General features: G+C 60.1%; 17 protein-coding genes. 3 read left to right on the forward strand and 14 right to left on the reverse strand.

The window, feature by feature from the left end; all coding sequences use genetic code 11:
- Positions 1 to 100: 100 nt before the first annotated feature.
- The 9 genes from V5F23_RS10140 to V5F23_RS10180 form a co-directional block, all read right to left on the reverse strand.
- Positions 101 to 862 carry a secretin N-terminal domain-containing protein gene (locus V5F23_RS10140; RefSeq protein ID WP_042729783.1) on the reverse strand — a complete coding sequence of 254 codons (762 nt, stop codon included), beginning with the start codon at positions 860 to 862 and terminating at the stop codon, positions 101 to 103.
- 190 nt (positions 863 to 1,052) lie between these two features.
- Positions 1,053 to 3,251 (reverse strand): hypothetical protein, encoded by a 2,199-nt coding sequence (locus tag V5F23_RS10145; RefSeq protein WP_212803624.1) that lies wholly within the window; start codon positions 3,249 to 3,251, stop codon positions 1,053 to 1,055.
- A 360-nt stretch (positions 3,252 to 3,611) separates the two neighbouring features.
- Entirely contained in the window at positions 3,612 to 4,037 is a 426-nt protein-coding gene (locus tag V5F23_RS10150) for a GNAT family N-acetyltransferase (protein ID WP_042729781.1), read from the reverse strand.
- The gene (locus V5F23_RS10155; protein ID WP_042729780.1) at positions 4,030 to 5,196 is read right to left on the reverse strand and encodes a cupin domain-containing protein; all 1,167 of its coding nucleotides are present in this window, start codon (positions 5,194 to 5,196) and stop codon (positions 4,030 to 4,032) included. Before V5F23_RS10155 ends, V5F23_RS10150 begins: the two co-directional genes overlap by 8 nt.
- 84 nt (positions 5,197 to 5,280) lie before the next feature.
- The gene (gene purB, locus V5F23_RS10160; RefSeq protein WP_042729779.1) at positions 5,281 to 6,651 is read right to left on the reverse strand and encodes an adenylosuccinate lyase; all 1,371 of its coding nucleotides are present in this window, start codon (positions 6,649 to 6,651) and stop codon (positions 5,281 to 5,283) included.
- A 272-nt stretch (positions 6,652 to 6,923) separates the two neighbouring features.
- On the reverse strand, positions 6,924 to 7,547 hold the full coding sequence (hflD, locus tag V5F23_RS10165) for a high frequency lysogenization protein HflD (RefSeq protein ID WP_042732087.1): 624 nt from the start codon (positions 7,545 to 7,547) through the stop codon (positions 6,924 to 6,926).
- Positions 7,544 to 8,668 carry a tRNA 2-thiouridine(34) synthase MnmA gene (gene mnmA / locus V5F23_RS10170; RefSeq protein ID WP_042732086.1) on the reverse strand — a complete coding sequence of 375 codons (1,125 nt, stop codon included), beginning with the start codon at positions 8,666 to 8,668 and terminating at the stop codon, positions 7,544 to 7,546. The genes hflD and mnmA overlap by 4 nt, the downstream gene beginning before the upstream one ends.
- Before the next feature lie 59 nt (positions 8,669 to 8,727).
- Positions 8,728 to 9,174, reverse strand: coding sequence for an NUDIX hydrolase (locus V5F23_RS10175; protein ID WP_042732085.1), 447 nt, complete (start codon positions 9,172 to 9,174; stop codon positions 8,728 to 8,730).
- Between the two features lie 196 nt (positions 9,175 to 9,370).
- Positions 9,371 to 11,596: an NADP-dependent isocitrate dehydrogenase gene (locus V5F23_RS10180; protein ID WP_042732084.1), complete on the reverse strand. Its 2,226-nt coding sequence runs from the start codon at positions 11,594 to 11,596 to the stop codon at positions 9,371 to 9,373.
- Positions 11,597 to 12,092: 496 nt separating this feature from the next.
- Here V5F23_RS10180 and icd point away from each other — a divergent pair, with 496 nt between their 5' ends.
- Positions 12,093 to 13,349, forward strand: coding sequence for an NADP-dependent isocitrate dehydrogenase (gene icd, locus V5F23_RS10185; protein ID WP_042732083.1), 1,257 nt, complete (start codon positions 12,093 to 12,095; stop codon positions 13,347 to 13,349).
- 79 nt (positions 13,350 to 13,428) lie between these two features.
- On the opposite strand, the gene cspD is transcribed toward icd, so the two are convergent.
- The gene (cspD, locus tag V5F23_RS10190; RefSeq protein ID WP_152622963.1) at positions 13,429 to 13,680 is read right to left on the reverse strand and encodes a cold shock domain-containing protein CspD; all 252 of its coding nucleotides are present in this window, start codon (positions 13,678 to 13,680) and stop codon (positions 13,429 to 13,431) included.
- Positions 13,681 to 13,921: 241 nt separating this feature from the next.
- On the opposite strand from cspD, the gene clpS reads away from it, so the two are divergent.
- On the forward strand, positions 13,922 to 14,284 hold the full coding sequence (gene clpS / locus V5F23_RS10195) for an ATP-dependent Clp protease adapter ClpS (RefSeq protein ID WP_003180089.1): 363 nt from the start codon (positions 13,922 to 13,924) through the stop codon (positions 14,282 to 14,284).
- A 29-nt stretch (positions 14,285 to 14,313) separates the two neighbouring features.
- Positions 14,314 to 16,584, forward strand: coding sequence for an ATP-dependent Clp protease ATP-binding subunit ClpA (gene clpA / locus V5F23_RS10200; protein ID WP_042731108.1), 2,271 nt, complete (start codon positions 14,314 to 14,316; stop codon positions 16,582 to 16,584).
- 235 nt (positions 16,585 to 16,819) lie between these two features.
- Here clpA and infA read toward each other — a convergent pair whose 3' ends face one another.
- From infA to trxB, 4 genes are all read right to left on the reverse strand, one after another.
- Entirely contained in the window at positions 16,820 to 17,038 is a 219-nt protein-coding gene (infA, locus tag V5F23_RS10205) for a translation initiation factor IF-1 (protein ID WP_002553999.1), read from the reverse strand.
- Between the two features lie 100 nt (positions 17,039 to 17,138).
- Positions 17,139 to 17,846 carry an arginyltransferase gene (locus V5F23_RS10210; RefSeq protein ID WP_042731107.1) on the reverse strand — a complete coding sequence of 236 codons (708 nt, stop codon included), beginning with the start codon at positions 17,844 to 17,846 and terminating at the stop codon, positions 17,139 to 17,141.
- Positions 17,847 to 17,903: 57 nt separating this feature from the next.
- Entirely contained in the window at positions 17,904 to 18,584 is a 681-nt protein-coding gene (aat, locus tag V5F23_RS10215) for a leucyl/phenylalanyl-tRNA--protein transferase (RefSeq protein ID WP_042731106.1), read from the reverse strand.
- A gap of 85 nt (positions 18,585 to 18,669) precedes the next feature.
- The gene (gene trxB, locus V5F23_RS10220) at positions 18,670 to 19,629 is read right to left on the reverse strand and encodes a thioredoxin-disulfide reductase (protein WP_042731105.1); all 960 of its coding nucleotides are present in this window, start codon (positions 19,627 to 19,629) and stop codon (positions 18,670 to 18,672) included.
- Positions 19,630 to 19,786: the final 157 nt, after the last annotated feature.

A 19,786-nucleotide genomic window follows, 5' to 3' on the forward strand; every position in this document is an offset into this window, starting at 1 on the left:
TCATGCCTTCGGTTTTTTGGCTCGTCAAACGTTTTGTAGTGCTTTTTTTTGAGCACTACATCTTTGGTCTAATACGACTCATCAGTCAGTTTTTGGTGCTTCAGTTCAGGGTGTCGACCTTGACCCGCAAAATCATGTCATCGCGGCCCTGGGTCGAGTAGCTGCGGGTCAGCCCCTGTTTATCGGCCTGGGTCTGGCGATTCACTCCGGCCAGGGTGATCCATTCGCCCAGGCGTCCGCTGACGGTTGTGTCGGTACTTTGCACGTTCACTACATCGGGACGTTCTTGGCTCATGCGGTCACGGTTGGTACTGATGCTCAGGTGAACGGTTTCGCCGGTGACGCTAGCGGTGACGTAGAAACCCTGGGTGACGTTGCGGTATTCGGTCTGGCTCTGCACGCGACCGTAGTTGTCGCTCTGGCTGCTGGTGAACGGCACGCTCTGGCCCACCTGGATCAGGGCCGGCTGGCCTTCGCTGGCCTGCACCTGCTGCACGCCGCCGTCGCGGCTCGCGGTGCTGCGGTTGATGATGCGGGTCTGGCTGGGGGCGGCGCCGTTGATGGAATAGCCCTGGTCACCCTGCAGATTGTTCTCGTTGGTGTCGACCGTGATCAGCAGGCGCTTGGGGGCGGTGTCCAGTTGTGCCAGGAACTGGCGCAGTTCTTCGATCTTGCCGGGCTCGCCATTGACGATCAGTTGATTGCCATAGGCGCTGACCTGGCCGTCCTTGCCCATGAAATTCTGCGCCACCGGCAGCAAGTCGGCGCTGGTTCGGTAATTCAATGGGACGATTTGCGTGTCGGCCATCACAGACAGGCTGCACCCCAGTAGCAGGGTGGTCAGGAGGGTGCGTAGGGACATTCCATTTCTCCGCGGGACAAAGGCTTGATATTGCCAGTTTGTCGGCCCAGCGTGGTGCAAGTTGAATGATAGGCAGCAAAACGCCCCGGCATTGGAGGATGGCGGGGCGTTTTCTTGGACAGGCGTCTGGTAGAGCGATAGGCGGCGAACCGCCCATCTGATGAGATTGTCTCAGAAAGTCTGCCGCGCCTCAGCTGACAATGACTCGTATTAGGCTTGACTGGTTGTCATGCATGCCGTCTCCCCTGTCGTTCATTCTCAAGAAAATGTCTCCGATCTTCTGTTCACCTCGCTCCTCCGAATGCCAAGCGGGCAGCGGTGTCCCGTTTTCTCCCCATTTATAGATGAGCTGGCCATATCTGGCGCCTGGCCCGCTGTAGGGATAAGACGTGTCGCCGACGATGGAAATAAGTTTTTCCGATACGCCTGCTGGGCCGCAATCTCCTGAAATCGAGGCAACCGTAGTGGTGAGCGCCGGGGCTCCCCAGTTGTTTTTTCGTGAGACGGCCGGTGCATCGAGCGCCATGAATATCGGTTCACTGGAATTTCCCAAGTGAACGATCTTGTCCCAGTTCTGATGTCTGGTGATGCCGCACCTGACCCAGCCGCTGTCCGGGATTACTGTAACGAATACGAGTTCTCCACTGGGTCTGAATGTGCCGACGTAAACCTGCATGGCGCCGTAGCATCGGGTAAGCCGCTCGTCAGGTATGTTCATTCTCAGAAAAAGTTCACCTTGCTCGCTCAGTGTGCTTGCATAGTGTTCGTTATAAATCGGCAAGGCCTTTCCGTTCTCCCCAAACTTATAGAGCAATTGTCCAACATAGGCTCCCGGCCCATTGAAAGGGAAGTTATTGTCACCGCTGGCTATAGGATAATTGGTGTCGCCAGCTGCTTTGCAGTAAAGATTATGGCCGTATTCCCATGTGTCGGCAGGCAGGGGGATCGGCACCGGGAAAGCAACACTTGAAGATACAAATGACACCAGCCAGTCCCTGCTTACGGATACGCTGGCACGTTGCGGAGTCCGCGTATTTGCGTCGACTGTGAGTATGACCCCCGTGCGGTCGTGGCGTGTGGTGTCAGGTGTTCTATTCCATATGAAGCCATACTCTTTTATATCGTTGTATACATTCAAGGCGACACCTACAACATCTCCTGTAATAGGTATTGCACTTCCGCCCCCGGAGGGAGGGGTGTAAGCGCCGCTTTGTATAAGTCCAAGTATTTTATTCGCAAACGGGACAATCTCGTTTAAATAGCCAGTCACTTGGTGGGCGATCTTGTCGATGTCTGGGGGGGAGGGGGCCACATAAATATATCGATTGTTTGACCAACCATTACCATCGTTGGCGACCAGCCCGAACCTGGTCTGCGGCAGATCATCGGAGAGGATAATGTACCATCGTCCATACTGGTCAGCATAACCGCTGCCCCATATCTTGTTTCCGACATATGACTCGTAGATGTCAATTTTCGAATTTGGAGCAGCGGTTCCGGATACCATCGGACGCCGCGATACCTGAGTGTCCTCGCCGGGCCTGTCGATGTTCAGGGCGGTGTTTTGCCCTGGGGATGGATTGCCCAAGTTCGATACATTGACATATCGATTGTTCGACCATTGTTTGCCATCACTGGCAATCAGACCAAACCTGGTCTCTGGCAGATCCTCGGGAAGATCGATGCTCCAATATCCATATGGGTCGGTATTGCCACTGCCCCATATCTTGTTGCCGACATTAGCCTCATATATATCTATCTTTGAATTGGGTTCGGCGAATCCGGCTACCGTGGGGCGTCGTGGTACCTGATCATCCTCGTGAGGGTACCAGATGAGCAGAGAAAAAGACGGCGTCGGAGAGAGAACACCCGCCGTTACAGTGACATATCGATTGTTTGACCATTGTTTACCATCATTGGCAACCAGCCCAAACCTGACGTCTGGTAGATCTTCGGAAAGTGTAATGCTCCAAGATCCATATTTGTCGGCATGGCCGCTACCCCATATCTTGTTTCCGACATTAGACTCATAAATATCTATTTTTGAATCGGGTTCGGAGATTCCGGATATCGTGGGGCGTCGTATTACTCGGGCATCCTCTTCGGGGGTGTTAATGAGAAAGTCCCAATCCCGTACTTGGACATAACGATTATTCGACCATTCACCATTTTCCGAGACTACTAGCCCAAACCTCCCCAGCGGCAGGTCTTCGCTGGGTACAAGGGTCCAGTTGCCACTGGCATCTGCATAAGTGCTACCCCATATCTTATTACCGACATTGGACTCGTAGAGCGTGATGGCAGCGTTTGGGCTGCTGGTGCCTGTCACTTTGGGTCTGCGGGCGACTGCAATCTCATCATAAAGGGGATTTAGAATCATAGCTGTCATTTCACTTCTCCATTCGGCATAAACATAAACTGAAGGATTGGAAAAGCTAAACTCACATACTGTTCTGGGTGCCCATGTGTGCAACGCGTAGGCAGCAGACCTAACTTCATCGTCTTTTCCAAGTTTCAGTTCGATGCTAGGGGCTGACGATTCAAGCGGCTACTGTCAGAAATGGCAGTATTGACCAACGGTGATCCGTTTATCGGGAGGGTGCTTAAGGAAGGTTTCTGGTATTAGGTGTTATGCAAAAAAGCGGCCATCTCACGATGGCCGCTTTTTTGCCGATCCATTTATTTGGGCAACCTGCATGCAAGCCCATGGCTTTCTTGCTGGTGCTCGATCAATCGTGGGGCGCAGCGCTCAGGCGCTACCGCGCACCATATCCACATGAGGGATCCCGGCTTCCAGGAACTCCTCGCTGACCACGGCGAAGCCCAGTCGCTCATAGAACGGCGTGGCGTGCACCTGGGCGCTGAGTTTCTGTTGCTTGAGGCCACGCTTCTCGGCTTCCGCGATCACCGCGTGCATCAGGGCGTCGCCGACCTTCAGGCCGCGCCAGTCCTTGAGCACCGAGACGCGCCCGACATGGCCGTCGGTCAGCAGGCGCGCGGTGCCGATGGGGAAATCGCCTTCGAAGGCGAGGAAGTGCACGGCGCCCTGGTCGTCGGCATCCCATTCCAGCTCGGGTGGGACGGATTGCTCGGCAATGAACACCGCTTCACGAATGCGCCGGATCTCGGCGTTATCCTTTTGCCAGTCTGCGACACGAACGTGAATTTTATTCATCGGCGAACCCCAGGCTGCCTTGTTTGACCAGCTCGCAGATCAGGCCGCGGCCGTCTTCATCGGCCAGCCAGGGGCCGAGGTTCTCGATGTGCAGGGCGTCGGCGGCGCAGATCATCTTCAGCAGATCGCGCAGCTTGCCCGGCAGGTAGCGGCTCTGGCCGCTGGCGAACAGCAGCAGGTCGTCGTCGACTTCCGACCAGGCCAGGCGCGCGCTCGGATTGCGGATGATCACCGCGCCTTGTTCCAGGCCGGCCAAAAGGTCGTCTTCTTCCAGTTCCGGGCCAACCACCAGTTCCGGGTAGCGTGGCTCGGTCATGAACTGGCCGAACCAGGTCAGCAGCAGGCGTTCGTCGCTCATGTGTTCGGCCAGCAGGCCCTTGAGGCGGTCGAGGGCGTCGTGCTGGATCTGGTGTGGATCGCTCACCGGGCGCGCATCGGCGTCGGTGTAGCGTTCTTCGTCCGGCAGGAACTGGCTGAGGAAGTCGGTGAAGTGGGTCAGCACTTCGGCCGCGCTCGGTGCGCGAAAGCCCACGGAGTAAGTCATGCAGTCATCCACGGCCACCCCGCAATGGGCCAGGCGCGGCGGCAGGTAGAGCATGTCGCCGGGTTCCAGGACCCATTCGTCGGTGGCCTCGAAGTCGGCGAGGATGCGCAAGTCGGCGTGGGGCAGCAGCGGGCTGTCGGAGTCGCACATCTGGCCGATCTTCCAGTTGCGCTTGCCATGGCCTTGCAGCAGGAACACGTCGTAGTTGTCGAAATGCGGGCCGACGCTGCCACCAGGGGCAGCGAAGCTGATCATCACGTCATCGATGCGCCAGCTTGGCAGGAAGCGGAAGTGCTCCAGCAGTTCGCTGACTTCCGGGACGAACTGGTCGACGGCTTGCACCAGCAGGGTCCAGTCTCGCGCCGGCAGTTGGCTGAATTCGTCTTCGGCGAACGGGCCGCGACGCAGTTCCCAGGGGCGCTCGCCGTGCTCGAGCACCAGGCGCGATTCGACTTCTTCTTCCAGGGCCAGGCCGGCCAGTTCGTCGGCATCGATCGGGCTTTCGAAGTCAGCAATGGCCTGGCGGATCAGCAGGGGCTTTTTCTGCCAGTAGTCGCGCAAGAACTCCCGTGCCGTGATGCCGCCCAGAAGTTGCAGAGGAATATCAGGATTCATGTGTAACCTATTGAAAAAATATACTTTTCATACGCGAATAAAAACGCCCGGCGCGGCCGGGCGTCTCAAGGGTGCAGCGGTGCGTCAGATGCGCTTGGCTTGTGCCGCGGCGTTGCCGATGTAGCTGGCCGGGGTCAGCTTCTTCAGTTCGGTCTTGGCGTCGGCGGGCATGTCCAGGCCATCGATGAAAGTCTGCAACGCTTCAGGGCTGATGCCTTTGCCGCGGGTCAGTTCTTTCAGTTTTTCGTAGGGGTTTTCGATGTTGTAGCGGCGCATGACCGTCTGGATCGGCTCGGCCAGGACTTCCCAGCAGGCGTCCAGGTCGGCGGCGATCTTCTGCTCGTTCAGTTCCAGCTTGCCGATGCCCTTGAGGCTGGCTTCGTAGGCGATGACGCTGTGGGCAAAGCCCACGCCCAGGTTGCGCAGCACGGTGGAGTCGGTCAGGTCGCGCTGCCAGCGGGAGATTGGCAGCTTGCTCGCCAGGTGCTGGAACAGTGCGTTGGCGATGCCCAGGTTGCCTTCGGAGTTTTCGAAGTCGATCGGGTTGACCTTGTGCGGCATGGTCGAGGAACCGATTTCGCCGGCAATGGTGCGTTGCTTGAAGTAACCCAGGGAGATGTAGCCCCAGATGTCACGGTCGAAGTCGATCAGGATGGTGTTGAAGCGCGCGATCGCATCGAACAGCTCGGCAATGTAGTCATGCGGCTCGATCTGGGTGGTGTACGGGTTGAAGCTCAGGCCCAGTTCGTCTTCGATGAAGGCGCGGGCGTTGGCTTCCCAGTCGATGTCCGGGTAGGCCGACAGGTGGGCGTTGTAGTTGCCCACGGCGCCATTGATCTTGCCCAGCAGCGGCACGGCGGCCACTTGAGCGATCTGGCGCTCCAGGCGGTACACCACGTTCGCCAGTTCCTTGCCCAGGGTGGTCGGCGATGCCGGTTGACCGTGGGTGCGGGACAGCATTGGGACGTCGGCAAAGCGGATGGCCAGCTCGCGGATCGCCTGGGCGACCTGGCGCATCAGCGGCAGCATCACCTCGTCACGGCCTTCGCGCAGCATCAGGGCGTGGGACAGGTTGTTGATGTCCTCGCTGGTGCAGGCGAAGTGAATGAACTCGCTCACGTTGGCCAGTTCCGGCAGCTTGGCCGCCTGCTCCTTGAGCAGGTACTCGATGGCCTTGACGTCGTGGTTGGTGGTGCGTTCGATCTCTTTGACGCGCTCGGCATGCTCCAGCGCAAAGTTGTCCGCCAGGGTGTTCAACACCGCGTTGGCTTCGGCGGAAAACGCCGGGACTTCGCCGATGGCGGGGTGGGCGGCCAGGCGCTGGAGCCAGCGCACTTCAACCAGGACGCGGGCACGGATCAGGCCGTACTCGCTGAAAATCGGGCGCAGGGCCTGGGTTTTGCCGGCGTAGCGGCCGTCTACAGGGGAAACCGCAGTGAGCGAAGAGAGCTGCATGGGGTGTTCTCGGACAGTCGGGCAACGAAATGGGGCGCGTATCATACATGAAAACAATCGCCGATCCGTCGCCAACTGACCGGCGTGTTACGCGTAACGAAATAAAACTGTTTATTACCTGTGGCGAGGGGATTCATCCCCGTTGGGCTGCGCAGCAGCCCTAAAAGCAGCGAACTCAATCTTCTTGGCGCACCGAGTTACCTGGTTTGGGGCCGCTTCGCAGCCCAACGGGGATGAATCCCCTCGCCACAAAAAAAACCGGTTGAAGCGACTTATTCGTTGCGCATCAATGGGTAAAGCTCTTTCAGCAACTTGCGCCGGCTGATCACCAGTTGCCAGCGATGGCCGCCCAGTTGCCGCCACAACCGCGCCGAGCGGATCCCGGCGAGCAGCAGGGCGCGGATCTTCGAGGCGTTGCTCGGTTGCTGCAGGTTGCGCATGTCGCCGTGCACCTGGATGCGTTGGCGCAGGGTGCTCAGGGTGTCTTGGTACAGGGCGCCACAGGCGGCCACGACATTCTCGTGGGACGGGCCGAAGTGTTCGACCTGGGATTGAATCTGCGGCAGACGCTTGCCGATGGTCTCCAGCATGTCGTCGCGCTTGGCCAGCTGGCGCTCGAGCCCCAGCATAGACAGGGCGTAGCGCAGCGGTTCGCGCTGCAAGGCGCTGGGGTCGCGCTCCAGGGCGCCGACCAGTGCGCGGTAGCCTTCGCGCAGGTTGAGGTCGTCGCCACCGTAGACTTCCAGGGTGTCCTTGGGGTCGCGAACCAGCAGGCTGCCGAGCATGCAGCTCAGGCCCGCTTCGGAGGCCTGGCCGGTCTTGGCGATCCGGTCCACCAGCACGGCGGCGAGAAACACGCCGCCCAACGCCGTCAGTTGTTCCTGGATCGGGGTCATGCCTTGCTACTCCAGGGCTCGGCCACTTCGATGACGCCGCCGCCCAGGCAGATTTCGCCATCGTAGAACACCACGGACTGGCCAGGCGTGACCGCCCGTTGCGGATCGTCGAACGTGGCTCGGTAGCCGGTGGCGGTCTTTTCCAGGGTGCAAGGCTGGTCGCCCTGCCGGTAGCGGACCTTGGCCGTCAGGCGGCGTGGCTCGCTGAGGTCGATCGGGTTGACCCAATAGATGTCGGAGGCGAGCAGGGCGCGGGAAAACAGCCACGGATGGTCATTGCCCTGGCCGACGATCAGCTCGTTGTGTTCCAGGTCCTTGATCAGTACGTACCACGGCTCTTCGCCGGCGTCTTTCAGGCCGCCGATGCCCAGGCCCTGGCGCTGGCCGATGGTGTGGTACATCAGGCCATGGTGGCGGCCGATGACTTCGCCTTCGGTTGTCTTGATCTCGCCTGGCTGGGCCGGCAGGTATTGCTTGAGGAAGTCGCTGAAGCGGCGCTCGCCGATGAAGCAGATCCCGGTGGAGTCCTTCTTCTTCGCGGTGGCGAGGGCGTGTTTCTCGGCGATGGCCCGTACTTCGGGCTTTTCCAGTTCGCCCACCGGGAACAGCGTCTTGGCGATCTGTTCGCCGCCGACCGCATGCAGGAAGTAGCTCTGGTCCTTGTTCGGGTCCAGGCCCTTGAGCAGCTCGGTGCGACCGTCGATGTCGCGGCGGCGCACGTAGTGACCGGTGGCGATCAGGTCGGCGCCGAGCATCATCGCGTAGTCGAGGAACGCCTTGAACTTGATCTCGCGGTTGCAGAGGATGTCCGGGTTCGGCGTGCGACCGGCCTTGTACTCGGCCAGGAAGTGCTCGAACACGTTGTCCCAGTACTCGGCGGCAAAGTTGGCGGTGTGCAGCTTGATGCCGATCTTGTCGCACACGGCCTGGGCGTCCGCGAGGTCGTCCATGGCGGTGCAGTATTCGGTTCCGTCGTCTTCTTCCCAGTTCTTCATGAACAGGCCTTCCACCTCATAACCCTGCTCGATCAGCAGAAGGGCGGAAACGGAAGAGTCCACGCCGCCGGACATGCCGACAATGACGCGCTTCTTTTGTGTGTCAGAAGGGGCTGGATCGCGCATAGCAGTTCAATGAGTGTCTTGAAAAAGGACGCGATTCTATCAGGCCCGGGCGCTCAAGGCTAAAGAGAAGGACGGATCAGCGTCAGACTGTGGCGATGACCGGCCAGATAATCGTCGATGCAGCGGATGATCAGCTCGCTGCGCCAGCGTTCGCGCTGTTCGAGCAGTTCGTCGCGGGTCAGCCATCGGGCGCCGAGAATGCCGTCGTCCAGCGGTGCCTCGGGGTGGTGCCTGAGCGCCTTGGCGGCGAAGCAGACCCGCTGGTAGGTCACGCCATTGCTGGGGGCGGTGTACAGGTAGATGCCCACCACGCTGGTGGGCTCGACGTCCCAGCCGGTTTCTTCCAGGGTTTCGCGCACGGCGGCCTCGATCAGCGTCTCATCCGGGTCCAGGTGCCCGGCGGGCTGATTGAGCACCGCGCGCCCGCCCTTGGATTCCTCCACCATCAGGAAGCGGCCGTTGTCCTCGACGATGGTGGCGACGGTGATGTGGGGGTTCCAATTCATGTGGTGTCCTCGATCTCAATGTCTGAATGCGATTAATGTGGGAGCGGGCTTGCTCGCGAAGGCGGTGGGTCAGTCGGCCTATTCGTTCGCTGACCCACCGCCTTCGCGAGCAAGCCCGCTCCCACAAGGTGATGTGGCAAGGCTGAAAACACAAACCCCGGCACAAGGCCGGGGTTCGTGGTGCTTCCTGAGGACCTTACACCAGCGCAGCGATTGCCGCGTTGAAGGTGGCGCTCGGGCGCATGGCCTTGCTGGTCAGTTCCGGGTTGGCGAAGTAGTAGCCGCCAATGTCCACGGGCTTGCCCTGCACGGCGTTGAGTTCGGCAACGATCTTCTCTTCGTTGTCGGTCAGCGTCTTGGCCAGGGCGGTGAACTGAGCCTTGAGGGCTTCATCGTCATTCTGTGCGGCCAGTGCCTGGGCCCAGAACAGGGTCAGGTAGAAGTGGCTGCCACGGTTGTCGATGCCGCCCACTTTGCGCGAAGGCGACTTGTTGCGGTCCAGGAACTCGCCAGTGGCCTGATCGAGGGTCTTGGCCAGCACCAGTGCCTTGGGGTTGTTGTAGGTCACGCCCAGGTGTTCGAGGGACGCGGCCAGGGCCAGGAACTCGCCCAGGGAATCCCAGCGCAGGAAGTTTTCTTCCAGCAGTTGCTGGACGTGCTTGGGCGCGGAACCGCCGGCGCCTGTTTCGAACAGGCCACCACCGTTCATCAGCGGCACGATCGACAGCATCTTGGCGCTGGTGCCCAGTTCCATGATCGGGAACAGGTCGGTCAGGTAGTCGCGCAGCACGTTGCCGGTCACCGAGATGGTGTCCTTGCCTTCGCGAGTGCGGGCCAGGGTGAACTTCATCGCTTCGACCGGCGACATGATGCGCAGGTCCAGGCCGTTGGTGTCGTGGTCTTTCAGGTAGGCCTGGACTTTCTCGATGACCACGCCGTCATGGGCGCGCATCGGGTCCAGCCAGAAAATCGCCGGCGTGTTGCTGGCGCGGGCACGGTTGACGGCCAGCTTGACCCAATCCTGGATCGGCGCGTCCTTGGTCTGGCACATGCGGAAGATGTCGCCAGCCTCGACGTTCTGCTCCAGCAGAGTGCGACCGGTGCTGTCGGATACACGCACCACGCCGTCGACCTTGATCTGGAAGGTCTTGTCGTGGGAGCCGTATTCCTCGGCCTTCTTGGCCATCAGGCCGACGTTCGGCACGCTGCCCATGGTGGTGGGGTCGAAGGCGCCGTGTTGCTTGCAGTCTTCGATCACCGCCTGGTAGATGGTGGCGTAGCAGCGGTCCGGGATCACAGCCTTGGTGTCGTGCAGTTGGCCATCGGTGCCCCACATCTTGCCGGAGTCACGGATCATGGCTGGCATCGAGGCGTCGACGATGACGTCGCTCGGCACGTGCAGGTTGGTGATGCCTTTGTCGGAGTTGACCATCGCCAGGGATGGACGCACCGCGTAGACCGCCTGGATGTCGGCTTCGATCTGCGCCTGCTGCTCGGCCGGCAGGGCCTTGATGCGGGCGTACAGGTCGCCGATGCCGTTGTTCAGGTTGAAACCGATCTGCTCCAGCACCTCGGCGTGCTTGGCCAGGGCGTCTTTATAGAACTCGGCCACGATCTGACCGAACATGATCGGGTCGGAGACCTTCATCATGGTGGCCTTGAGGTGCACCGACAGCAGCACGCCTTGTTTCTTGGCGTCTTCGATCTGGGCTGCGATGAATTCGCGCAGGGCTTTCTTGCTCAGTACGGCGCAGTCGAGGATCTCACCGACTTGCACGGTGGTTTTTTCCTTCAGGACAGTGGCAGTGCCGTCCTGGGCGATCAACTCGATTTTCACGCTGCCAGCGGCGTCGATCAGGGCGGCTTTTTCGCTGCCGTAGAAATCACCGTTGCTCATGTGGGCCACGTGGGACTTGGAGTCCGCTGCCCAGGCGCCCATCTTGTGCGGGTGCTTGCGCGCGTAGTTCTTGACCGACAGCGGCGCACGACGGTCGGAGTTGCCTTCGCGCAGGACCGGGTTCACGGCGCTGCCTTTGACTTTGTCGTAACGGGCGCGAGCGTCTTTCTCGGCATCGCTGGTCACGGTTTCCGGGTAGTCCGGCAGCGCGTAGCCCTGGGCCTGCAATTCCTTGATCGCGGCCTGCAGTTGCGGCACCGAAGCACTGATGTTCGGCAGTTTGATGATGTTGGCTTCAGGCGTAACGGCCAGGTCGCCCAGTTCGGCGAGGTGGTCGGCTACGGCTTTGTCACCCAATTGCTCGGGGAAGCTGGCCAGGATGCGCCCTGCGAGGGAGATGTCGCGGGTTTCCACGGCGATATCGGCCGAAGCGGTAAAGGCTTCGACGATCGGCAGCAGTGAATAGGTGGCGAGGGCGGGAGCTTCGTCGGTGAAGGTATAGATGATCTTCGAGCGGGTGGGCATATTCGGATTAACTCTCTTCTTTGCTAAAGCATGCGCAGAAACTCGAGGGGCGCCGGGTAAGCGCGTTCGTTCAAAGTCATCCGTGAGCCGAATGTCGAGGTTTCTTCGCGGTGATGTTGGGTGCATCAGTCGAGCGTCAAGCGGTGGAGCCGCGGTAACGGTCCGGCTTCGTAACTGGCGGAAAATCCTGGCTTTTTCTTCTCAAGCGCAAGCGTCCGGCCGTCGTGACCCTGTGGTCAGCGGCGGCATTATACATAGGTAGCTGGCAATCTGCCGATGCTTCATAGACTTCCGTACACGTCCATTGGTCTAAACGTCGCAGGCGCGGGCGGTCGGACTATGCTCATGTTTGGCGCCTTTCCCTTGGTTTTCAGGCTTGTACGCGGCCAACTGCAGCGCTTTGTGCCGGATGAGTCGAACGTAGGGTTTGCGTGCCGATACAACTGGGTTACGCTCGAATGCAGCCAGATGTTCAATCCAAGCAATGGAGTTCAGCATGGGGTATCAAAAGATTCAGGTTCCAGCCGTCGGTGACAAAATTACCGTCAATGCAGACCATTCTCTTAATGTTCCCGACAACCCGATCATCCCCTTCATCGAAGGCGACGGCATTGGCGTCGATATCAGCCCGGTCATGATCAAGGTTGTGGACGCTGCGGTGCAGAAGGCCTACGGCGGCAAGCGCAAGATTTCCTGGATGGAGGTCTATGCCGGTGAGAAGGCCACCCAGGTCTACGACCAGGACACCTGGCTGCCCCAGGAAACCCTGGATGCGGTCAAGGATTACGTGGTGTCCATCAAGGGCCCGCTGACCACGCCGGTCGGTGGCGGCATCCGTTCGCTCAACGTGGCCCTGCGCCAGCAACTCGACCTGTATGTGTGCCTGCGCCCGGTGCGCTGGTTCGAAGGCGTGCCGAGCCCGGTCAAGAAGCCGGGCGACGTGGACATGACGATCTTTCGCGAGAACTCCGAAGACATCTACGCGGGCATCGAGTGGAAGGCCGGCTCGGCCGAAGCCACCAAGGTCATCAAGTTCCTGAAAGAAGAAATGGGCGTGACCAAGATCCGCTTCGACGAAAACTGCGGCATTGGCGTCAAGCCGGTGTCCAAGCAAGGCACCCAGCGCCTGGCGCGCAAGGCCTTGCAATATGTCGTCGACAATGACCGGGATTCGCTGACCATCGTGCACAAAGGCAACATCATGAAGTTCACCGAAGGTGCCTTCAAGGAATGGGCCTACGAAGTGGCGGCCGAGGAGTTTGGCGCGACGCTGCTCGACGGCGGCCCATGGATGCAGTTCAAGAACCCGAAGACCGGCAAGAACGTGATCGTCAAGGATGCCATCGCCGATGCGATGCTCCAGCAGATCCTGCTGCGTCCGGCCGAGTACGATGTGATTGCGACGTTGAACCTCAACGGTGACTACCTCTCCGACGCCCTGGCGGCGGAAGTGGGCGGGATCGGTATCGCGCCAGGTGCCAACCTGTCCGACACCGTGGCGATGTTCGAAGCCACCCACGGTACTGCGCCCAAGTATGCGGGCAAGGACCAGGTCAACCCGGGGTCGCTGATCCTGTCGGCTGAAATGATGCTGCGTCACATGGGGTGGACCGAGGCGGCCGACCTGATCATCAAGGGCACCAACGGCGCGATTTCGGCCAAGACCGTGACCTATGACTTCGAACGCCTGATGGACGGTGCCAAGCTGGTGTCTTCCTCGGGCTTCGGCGATGCCTTGATCTCGCACATGTAAGCGGATCGGCGCCCAACGCGAATGCCCGGCTAGAGTCGATCGAGCCGGGCATTTTTCGTTCGTCCGGGGTAGTTGCCGGTCAAAGCGTCTCGACGACCCTGGCGGGTGCGGGGGCGGCGTTGTCTTCGACGCAGTCCACCTTGATGTTGACCGCGTGCAGGCCCTTGGGTCCCTGGATGACTTCGAACGTCACAGGTTGTCCAGCCTTCAGGGTCTTATAGCCTTCCATGCTGATTGCCGAGTAATGGGCGAAAAGGTCTTCATCCCGGCCGGCTGCGATAATGAATCCGTAGCCCTTGGCATTGTTGAACCATTTCACCTTGCCACTCATCTTGACAGCCGACATAAACCATATCCCTCTGCAACGCACTCCATCACTGGAGTATCATCCAGTCCATCCGCAGGCTAATCTTGAAAACAGGGTAGAAGCCACGGACCTTTTTAACCCACGATGGGCTCTATTGGTTGTAACACCGTTTTGCCGATAGTCAAGGTGGCCGGGTGGTCGTGGTTGAAATCGCCCGAAAGCGCCCCCATCACTGTATTCGCCAACTAAACGAACCTTTCTTTCCATGCATGCAGTCAGCCAGATTCGACTAACATTCAATCAGGATCGCCCGGATCTACACGACGACGATTCCGCAGGCATTGCTGTTCAGGAGGCAAAGCCTGCATTACAGGCGCCACCGATGTACAAGGTGGTTTTGTTCAACGATGACTACACACCGATGGATTTCGTCGTCGAAGTGCTCGAGGTGTTTTTTAACCTGAATCGCGAGCTGGCGACCAAGGTCATGCTGGCCGTTCATACAGAGGGACGGGCAGTATGTGGAGTGTTTACCCGCGACATCGCCGAGACAAAGGCCATGCAGGTCAACCAGTACGCCCGGGAAAGCCAGCATCCGCTACTCTGTGAAATCGAGAAGGACGGTTAACGCCGACCACTTGGGTATGAGGTGAAGCTATGTTAAACCGCGAGCTCGAAGTCACCCTCAATCTTGCCTTCAAGGAGGCTCGTTCGAAGCGTCATGAGTTCATGACCGTCGAGCACCTGCTGCTGGCCCTATTGGATAACGAGGCTGCCGCCACCGTATTGCGTGCCTGCGGCGCGAACCTCGATAAACTCAAGCATGACCTGCAGGAGTTCATCGACTCCACCACGCCCTTGATCCCCGTTCATGACGAGGATCGGGAAACCCAGCCAACCCTGGGCTTCCAGCGTGTCCTGCAGCGTGCTGTCTTCCATGTACAGAGCTCGGGCAAGCGTGAAGTCACTGGCGCCAACGTGCTGGTTGCGATCTTCAGCGAGCAGGAAAGCCAGGCCGTATTCCTGCTCAAGCAACAGAGCGTTGCACGTATCGATGTCGTCAACTACATCGCCCATGGCATCTCCAAGGTGCCGGGGCATGGCGATCATTCCGAGGGTGAGCAGGATATGCAGGACGACGAGGGCGGTGAGTCTTCTTCTTCGGGCAATCCGCTGGATGCCTATGCCAGCAACCTGAACGAACTGGCGCGCCAGGGGCGTATCGACCCGCTCGTGGGCCGAGAGCTCGAAGTCGAGCGCGTGGCGCAGATCCTCGCCCGGCGGCGCAAGAACAACCCATTGCTGGTGGGCGAGGCGGGCGTAGGCAAGACCGCGATCGCCGAAGGCCTGGCCAAGCGCATCGTCGACAACCAGGTGCCGGACCTGCTGGCCAACAGCGTGGTGTATTCCCTCGACCTGGGTGCCTTGCTGGCCGGCACCAAGTACCGCGGTGATTTCGAGAAGCGCTTCAAGGCGTTGCTCGGCGAGTTGAAGAAACGTCCGCAGGCGATCCTGTTCATCGACGAGATCCACACCATCATCGGTGCCGGCGCCGCGTCAGGTGGGGTCATGGACGCGTCCAACCTGCTCAAGCCACTGCTGTCGTCGGGTGATATCCGCTGCATCGGTTCGACCACGTTCCAGGAATTCCGCGGCATCTTCGAGAAGGACCGGGCCCTGGCGCGGCGTTTCCAGAAGGTCGACGTGTCGGAGCCGTCGGTGGAAGACACCATCGGTATCCTGCGCGGCCTGAAAGGGCGTTTCGAGCTGCACCACAACATCGAGTACAGCGATGAAGCCCTGCGCGCGGCGGCCGAACTGGCCTCGCGCTACATCAATGACCGGCACATGCCGGACAAGGCCATCGACGTCATCGACGAGGCGGGTGCCTATCAGCGCCTGCAACCGGTGGACAAGCGCGTCAAGCGCATCGACGTACCTCAGGTCGAGGACATCGTGGCGAAGATCGCGCGGATTCCGCCCAAGCATGTCACCAGTTCCGACAAGGAACTGCTGCGTAACCTGGAGCGTGACCTGAAGCTGACGGTGTTCGGTCAGGACGCGGCCATCGACTCGTTGTCGACGGCCATCAAGCTGTCCCGCGCCGGACTCAAGTCGCCGGACAAGCCGGTGGGTTCGTTCCTGTTCGCCGGGCCTACCGGCGTGGGCAAGACCGAGGCTGCGCGGCAACTGGCCAAGGCGATGGGCATCGAGCTGGTGCGCTTCGACATGTCCGAGTACATGGAGCGCCATACCGTGTCCCGTCTGATCGGTGCGCCTCCGGGCTATGTCGGGTTCGACCAGGGCGGCTTGCTGACCGAGGCCATCACCAAGCAGCCGCATTGCGTGTTGCTGCTCGATGAGATCGAGAAGGCCCACCCGGAAGTCTTCAACCTGCTCCTGCAGGTCATGGACCACGGTACGCTGACCGATAACAATGGGCGCAAGGCGGATTTCCGCAACGTGATCCTGATCATGACCACCAACGCCGGTGCCGAGACGGCGGCGCGCGCTTCGATCGGTTTCACCCATCAGGACCATTCGTCCGATGCGATGGAAGTGATCAAGAAGAGCTTCACGCCTGAGTTCCGCAACCGCCTGGATACCATCATCCAGTTTGGTCGCCTCAGCCATGAGGTGATCAAGAGCGTGGTGGACAAGTTCCTCACCGAACTTCAGGCGCAGCTCGAAGACAAGCGTGTGTTGCTGGAAGTCACCGACGCGGCGCGCAGCTGGCTGGCGGAAGGCGGCTACGATGTGACGATGGGTGCACGGCCAATGGCTCGCCTGATCCAGGACAAGATCAAGCGTCCGCTGGCGGAGGAGATCCTGTTTGGCGAGTTGTCCGAGCATGGCGGTGTGGTGCACATCGACATCAAGGACGGCGAACTGACCTTCGACTTCGAAACCACGGCCGAAATGGCCTGATCGAAACCCGTAACAAGCAAAAGGCGCCGAAAGGCGCCTTTTTGCTGTCTTCGCAACCGCACCCTAACCCCTGTGGGAGCGAGCTTGCTCGCGAATGCGGTTTCTCATTTGACATCCATGAAAGCTGATCCACCGCTTTCGCGGGCAAGCCCGCTCCCACAGGAGAGGCGGGGGATTATCAAATCGCGGACAAACAAAAACGCCCGGCATCAGCCGGGCGTCTTGTATTGACTTGTTAGCGAGCGCGGTAAGTGATGCGCCCTTTGCTCAAGTCATAGGGCGTCAGCTCGACGCGCACTTTGTCACCGGTAAGAATACGAATGTAGTTCTTGCGCATCTTGCCGGAGATATGCGCGGTTACGACGTGCCCATTTTCCAACTCCACGCGAAACATGGTGTTGGGCAGGGTGTCGACGACAGTGCCTTCCATTTCGAAGCTGTCTTCTTTCGACATGCAGTAAAGCCCTCGGTGTCCAGTGAATGGCCCGGTGCAACTGCGCCAGGCAAAAGCGGCGTGCATTGTGCCCGAAAAAGGGGGGGCAAGCCAAGGGGTTCTAGTTCAGGACAACCCAGCGCTGGTTAATCAGCAGTTCAATGGGGCGATATTGGGTCTTGTAGTTCATTTTCTTGCAGTTCTTGATCCAGTAGCCCAGGTACACCGCATCGAGCCCCAGGCGCCGGGCTTCGCTGATTTGCCAGAGGATGGCGAAGCGCCCCAGGCTGCGTCGCTCTTGCTCTGGCTCATAGAAGGTGTACACCGCTGAAAGACCGTTGGGGAGCAGGTCGGTGACGGCAATCGCCACCAACCGTCCGTCGAGACGGAACTCGTAGAAGCGCGAAAAAGGCAGGTCGCGCACCAGGAAGGTGGAAAATTGATCGCGGCTGGGCGGGTACATGTCGCCATCGGCATGGCGTTGCTCGATGTAGCGTTGATACAGGTCGAAATACTCCTCGGTGAACTGCGGCTTGGCCGGCCGGACCTGAAGGTCGGCGTTGCGCTTGAAAATGCGTTTCTGCTGGCGATTGGGCGCAAATTGCACCACGGGGATGCGCGCCGGGACGCAGGCGTTGCAGTGCTGGCAATGGGGCCGGTAGAGATGATCGCCGCTGCGACGAAAGCCCATTTCCGACAGGTCAGCGTAGACATGCACATCCATCGGCTGGCTGGGGTCGAGGAACAGCGTCGTGGCCTGCTCCTCCGGCAGGTAACTGCAAGAGTGGGGCTGAGTGGCATAGAACTTCAAACGCGCCAACTCGGTCATGATCAACCCTCGGGATAAGCTATGGGGTTAAGTGTAAGCCAGGAGCGCCAATGTCGCTCAGCAAACCCAGGTCGCGTGGTTGGGTTGATCCAGGTGCGCCTCGAGGTAGCCGGCGAACGTTGCACGGGGGATCGACCGGGCGCCCAGGCTGTGCAGGTGCTCGGTAGGCATCTGGCAGTCGATCAGCACGAAGCCGGCGGCCTTGAGGTGTTGGACCAGCGTGGCGAAGCCGAATTTCGACGCGTTGTCGGCCCGGCTGAACATGGACTCGCCAAAAAACAGCTGCCCCATTGCCAGGCCGTACAGACCGCCCACCAGCGCGCCCTGGTCCCAGACCTCCACGGAGTGGGCGAAGCCGCGCCGATGCAGCTCCAGGTAGGCGCTCTGCATGGCCTCGGTGATCCAGGTGCCTTCGGCGTAGTCCCGTGGCGCGGCGCAGGCCCGGATGACGGCGGCGAAGTCCTGGTCGAACGTCACCTGGTAGCGTTGCTTGCGCAACAGTTTGCCAAGGCTGCGGGAGACGTGCAGCTCGTCGGGAAACAGCACCGTGCGAGGGTCCGGAGACCACCACAGGATCGGCTGGCCCTCGGAGAACCATGGAAAGCAGCCGTGGCGATAGGCCTGGACCAGGCGGTCAGCGGACAGATCGCCACCAGCGGCCAGCAGCCCGTTGGGGTCGCGCATGGCTTTTTCCAGCGGTGGGAAATCCAGGGAGTTGCGTTGTAACCAGGTCAGCATTGTCATTCGCTTGCAGAAGGGGAGGGTGGGCGCGCGCAGATGAACTGTGGCGAGGGCTGTCAGGTCCTCGCCACAAGACTAACCGTCAAACGGCCGGAATGTCATCGAGATACTTCTCCGCATCGAGCGCGGCCATGCAGCCGGCGCCGGCAGACGTGATGGCCTGGCGATAGACGTGGTCGGCGACGTCGCCGGCGGCGAACACCCCTTCAATGTCGGTGGCCGTGGCATTGCCCTCGCTGCCGCCGCGCACGAGCAGGTAGCCGTCATGCATGTTCAACTGGCCCTGGAACAGTTCGGTGTTGGGCTTGTGACCGATGGCAATGAACACCCCAGCCAGGGACAAGGTGCTGGTTTCGCCGGTCTCGCTGTGGCGCAGGCGAGCGCCGGTCACGCCGCTGGCATCGCCCAGGACCTCGTCCAGGTTCTGGTTCCAATGCAGCTTTATGTTGCCGTTGGCGGCTTTTTCGAAGAGCTTGTCTTGCAGGATCTTCTCCGAGCGCAACTTGTCGCGACGGTGGATCAGGTGGACTTCCCGGGCAATGTTCGACAAGTACAGGGCTTCCTCGACCGCGGTGTTGCCGCCGCCGACTACCGCGACCACCTGGTTGCGGTAGAAAAAACCGTCGCAGGTCGCGCAGGCGGAAACGCCCTTGCCGGCGAAGCTTTCTTCCGACGGCAACCCCAGGTACTGGGCCGAGGCGCCGGTGGCGATGATCAGGGCGTCGCAGGTGTAGGTGCCGCTGTCGCCGATCAGTTCGAACGGGCGCTGCTGCAACTTGGCGGTGTGGATATGGTCGTAGACGATCTGCGTGTCGAAACGCTCGGCGTGCCGCTGCATGCGCTCCATCAGCACCGGCCCGGTCAGGCCTTCGACATCGCCCGGCCAGTTGTCGACTTCCACCGTGGTGGTGAGCTGGCCACCGGCCTGCATGCCGGTGATGACAACGGGCTTGAGGTTGGCCCGGGCGGCGTACACCGCCGCGCTGTAGCCAGCAGGCCCGGAGCCGAGAATGATCAAGCGTGAATGCTTCACTTCGTTCATAAAAACACCTCATAAGCCTTTGTCACAAAAGACAATGCATGGTCCAATTGACGCCTGTGCAGGCCGTTCTGGGCCAGGTGGGGATCCAGGGGCCGGGCGATGCCTCGGGGCCGACAAACCCGTACAATGCTTGAGTTTTGAGCGCAGGATGGGCTAA

Source organism: Pseudomonas sp. WP18 (assembly GCF_036689585.1).
GTDB classification, from domain to species: Bacteria; Pseudomonadota; Gammaproteobacteria; order Pseudomonadales; family Pseudomonadaceae; genus Aquipseudomonas; species Aquipseudomonas chlororaphis_E.

Bases quoted from the DNA above. Each gene is read 5' to 3' on its own strand.
- V5F23_RS10155 (WP_042729780.1), bottom strand. From the start codon at position 5,196: ATGAATCCTGATATTCCTCTGCAACTTCTGGGCGGCATCACGGCACGG.
- clpA (WP_042731108.1), top strand. From the start codon at position 14,314: ATGTTAAACCGCGAGCTCGAAGTCACCCTCAATCTTGCCTTCAAGGAG.
- purB (WP_042729779.1), bottom strand. From the start codon at position 6,651: ATGCAGCTCTCTTCGCTCACTGCGGTTTCCCCTGTAGACGGCCGCTAC.
- trxB (WP_042731105.1), bottom strand. From the start codon at position 19,629: ATGAACGAAGTGAAGCATTCACGCTTGATCATTCTCGGCTCCGGGCCT.
- icd (WP_042732083.1), top strand. From the start codon at position 12,093: ATGGGGTATCAAAAGATTCAGGTTCCAGCCGTCGGTGACAAAATTACC.
- V5F23_RS10180 (WP_042732084.1), bottom strand. From the start codon at position 11,596: ATGCCCACCCGCTCGAAGATCATCTATACCTTCACCGACGAAGCTCCC.
- hflD (WP_042732087.1), bottom strand. From the start codon at position 7,547: ATGACCCCGATCCAGGAACAACTGACGGCGTTGGGCGGCGTGTTTCTC.
- V5F23_RS10140 (WP_042729783.1), bottom strand. From the start codon at position 862: ATGTCCCTACGCACCCTCCTGACCACCCTGCTACTGGGGTGCAGCCTG.
- mnmA (WP_042732086.1), bottom strand. From the start codon at position 8,668: ATGCGCGATCCAGCCCCTTCTGACACACAAAAGAAGCGCGTCATTGTC.
- V5F23_RS10150 (WP_042729781.1), bottom strand. From the start codon at position 4,037: ATGAATAAAATTCACGTTCGTGTCGCAGACTGGCAAAAGGATAACGCC.
- cspD (WP_152622963.1), bottom strand. From the start codon at position 13,680: ATGAGTGGCAAGGTGAAATGGTTCAACAATGCCAAGGGCTACGGATTC.
- V5F23_RS10145 (WP_212803624.1), bottom strand. From the start codon at position 3,251: ATGACAGCTATGATTCTAAATCCCCTTTATGATGAGATTGCAGTCGCC.
- aat (WP_042731106.1), bottom strand. From the start codon at position 18,584: ATGCTGACCTGGTTACAACGCAACTCCCTGGATTTCCCACCGCTGGAA.
- clpS (WP_003180089.1), top strand. From the start codon at position 13,922: ATGCATGCAGTCAGCCAGATTCGACTAACATTCAATCAGGATCGCCCG.
- V5F23_RS10175 (WP_042732085.1), bottom strand. From the start codon at position 9,174: ATGAATTGGAACCCCCACATCACCGTCGCCACCATCGTCGAGGACAAC.
- V5F23_RS10210 (WP_042731107.1), bottom strand. From the start codon at position 17,846: ATGACCGAGTTGGCGCGTTTGAAGTTCTATGCCACTCAGCCCCACTCT.
- infA (WP_002553999.1), bottom strand. From the start codon at position 17,038: ATGTCGAAAGAAGACAGCTTCGAAATGGAAGGCACTGTCGTCGACACC.